2 protein-coding genes are annotated in these 3075 nt (G+C 39.6%); one reads left to right on the top strand and one right to left on the bottom strand.

Annotated elements, in window-relative coordinates; genetic code table 11:
• Positions 1-632 precede the first annotated feature (632 nt).
• Entirely contained in the window at positions 633-1409 is a 777-nt protein-coding gene (locus BK120_RS34180; protein ID WP_076271921.1) for a MerR family transcriptional regulator, read from the top strand.
• A gap of 133 nt (positions 1410-1542) precedes the next feature.
• Here the strand turns inward: BK120_RS34180 and BK120_RS34185 are convergent, their stop codons facing one another.
• On the bottom strand, positions 1543-2922 hold the full coding sequence (locus BK120_RS34185; protein ID WP_076271922.1) for an ATP-binding protein: 1380 nt from the start codon (positions 2920-2922) through the stop codon (positions 1543-1545).
• Between the last annotated feature and the right edge of the window lie 153 nt (positions 2923-3075).

Raw genomic sequence — 3075 nt, forward strand, 5'->3', positions numbered from 1 at the left:
TATATTTGCTCATCCCGAAGGATTTGCAAGGCAGTTATTACTCGTTGTTCAGTTTTCAAAGAGCAATCTTTTCTTTCGTTTGTCTTGCTTGTTTTGCTTACTGTCCGCGTGTATCTCTCGGCCAGAAATAGAATATACCATGCATTCACCTAATAATGCAAGTCTTTTTTGAAATTAATTTATAATAATCTTTATTTACACATGTAAAACCCTTTCTATACAGCTGTAATGCCTATGTTTACTACAATAAAGCATGTAAATACATGATTCCATCATTAAAGAAGAAGAATAACATTAATTATAAATGGATATAGTTTACATCGCAAATGAACAACTCTATAACATTCTCAAATCATGACTTCTTTCCATCCATTTTATAATGCTATATCGCTCTCCATAGCTGGACAACCTTATTTTCAACAATAGCATTCTCGGCTATACAACAATTCCTCGTTAATTGTGAATAGAGTTTACTTACTTCAATAAACAGGATAATTAAATGAAAGACATTAGTTCATCCTCCTCCAATTCCACTCTGGTTAAATCCTATACTATTGATCTTGCGTTATAAAAAAACAGTTGACCTTCACGTTGCGTGAAGGTGTACGATGATGTTGTCAGGAGGTGAACACATGGAATACACCATACAAAAGCTAGGTCGATTAGCTGGAATTAGTACACGTGCGCTGCGTTATTATGATGAGATCGACATGCTTAAACCTGCACGGTTGAATTCTTCAGGCTATCGCATTTATGGGCAAGCGGAGGTTGATCGTCTGCAGCAGATTCTATTTTACAAAGAGCTTGGAATCGGATTAGAGGAAATCAAGGCCATCGTGACATCACCTTCCTTTGACGGTGAAAAGGCACTGCTGCAGCATCGACAAAAGCTTTTAGAGAAAAGAGTACAGCTAGATCAGCTTATCGCTAATGTCGACAAAACATTAGCTCAAAAAGAAGGGAGAATAATAATGGAGAATAAAGAGAAATTCGAAGGTTTTAAGCAGCAGCTCATTAATGAGAACGAGAAGAGCTTTGGTAAAGAGATTAGAGAAAAGTACGGGAACGAGAAGGTGGATCTCTCTAACCAAATAATCAAAAACATGACTAAAGAACAGCACACTGAGATCGAAAAGTTAGGAGCCGAGGTCATAAGCGTGCTTGAGGAAGCTTTTGCGACTGGTGATCCCGCTGGTCAGTTAGCACAGAAAGCAGCCGATCTCCATCGACAATGGCTAAGTTTTTATTGGGGCAGCTATACCAAAGAAGCACATGCGGGTGTTGCTCAAATGTATGTAGATGATGAAAGGTTTACAGCCTATTATGATAAAAACCAGCCCGGTGCTGCTTTATTTCTAAGAGATGCCATTCTTATTTATACAAATATGGATACCTCGCTTAATCCATAAAGAAAGGTGTAGGAAGGCATTCGTTTGCCTAACTACACCTTCCTTGCCGTTAGTCGAATCTAGCGGCCCTTATCTGTACGTTACTCTCCAACCTAGTCGGAAGCGATTTGCGGTTCCAATCGAAGCAGCTATCCTATTTCGATGTAGGATATAACGGCACACTTAGTGCAAACTCACTTCCAACTCCCTTTGTGCTTTTAAGCGCAAGTTTGCCGCCAAGTAGATTGGTAAGCTGTATGCAAATAGAAAGCCCTAATCCAGTTCCTTCATATTTCCGCTGAATCGTGCTGTCCTCTTGTGAAAATGTATCAAAAACTCGCTGCTGGTTGTCCTCATCTATCCCAATACCGGTGTCCTTTACAACAAATACAATGCAGTCAGTAAGCTTATCCTTGTATACGTGCAAAGCGACATCGCCCTTATCTGTAAACTTAATAGCATTGTTTAATAGATTGCGAATAATTTGGCTCAGTTTTTGTCCATCGGATACTAGCATTTGAGGAGCCTCTTCATCTATTAAAACTTCGAAGCTTAGCTGCTTCTTTTCAGCTAAATGGGCAAATTCATGGTATACCAGCTGCGTAACATCCTCGACGGACACTTCTCCCCAGTTGATATCCATCTTACCTGCTTCCAACTTGGATAAGTCCAGGATGTCATTAATGATTCGCAGCAATTCGTTACTAGAGCTGTTTATCATATCTGCATACTCAAAATTCTCATTGTGTTCCTGGCTGGCCGTATTCTCACGAATGAGCTCTGAGAGGACAATGATGCTATTAAGAGGTGTCCGAAGCTCATGAGACATATTAGAGAGAAAGTCCGACTTATATTTGGATGACTTCATGATTTGTATCGCTTTGTCTTCAAGCTCCTTCGTTTGCTCCACTAGAAGCAAGTTATTGTCGCGCAGCTCGTCCGAACGGAGCTGTTCCTTATAAAAATCATTAATAATAAATAAGAAAAAGGCACCAAGCAAAATAGAAAGAGGCAGCGTAAAAGGCATAATCTGCTTCAAGTACAACTCACGAGACAGAGCGCCAAAGATCGCGATACCAGTTACCTGTACAATATTGATGGTTAGCAAAGAAATCGTTGCCTTCTTACGATAGCCCCATAACTGGCGTCGTTCGTAAAGCATGACGAGCCCTGCTGCGACGAGTCCCATAATAGCGATATTAATTGATCCCGTTAGTGAGCTTGGTGTTATTCCATTGACAAAATATCTTGAAGCAGAGATACCAAGTCCAATAATAAAAACATGGCGCGGATCACGGAACACTAGTGTTGCAAAAATAATAGGTACGCCGCGCAAATCGAATAAGGGACCTCTCCCTAATTCTACACCAACCATCATCGTCAGCCAGCCGGATAAAATAAAAGTGACAATCAACAAACTATTTTTCACATTGGAGGAAGCTCGGTTTAGAAAATTTTTGTATAGGAGGTTAAAAAGGTAAGCACAAGTAATGAGAATACTTATATTTGTAAAAAAGGTGACGGAAAAATTCATATATGTCCTCCCTTAGCTGTTTTTATTGTACACGAGGCTAACTCCTTTGACAAAAAAATAGCTCAAAAGCATCTCATTTGAGCATCATTTCCTACTTTTAAACAACAAAAAAAGCCTTGCTAAGCAAGACTTCTTTTGTCGTACTATGATGCG

The sequence above is a fragment of the Paenibacillus sp. FSL A5-0031 genome, from assembly GCF_001956295.1.
Classification (GTDB): Bacteria; Bacillota; Bacilli; order Paenibacillales; family Paenibacillaceae; genus Pristimantibacillus.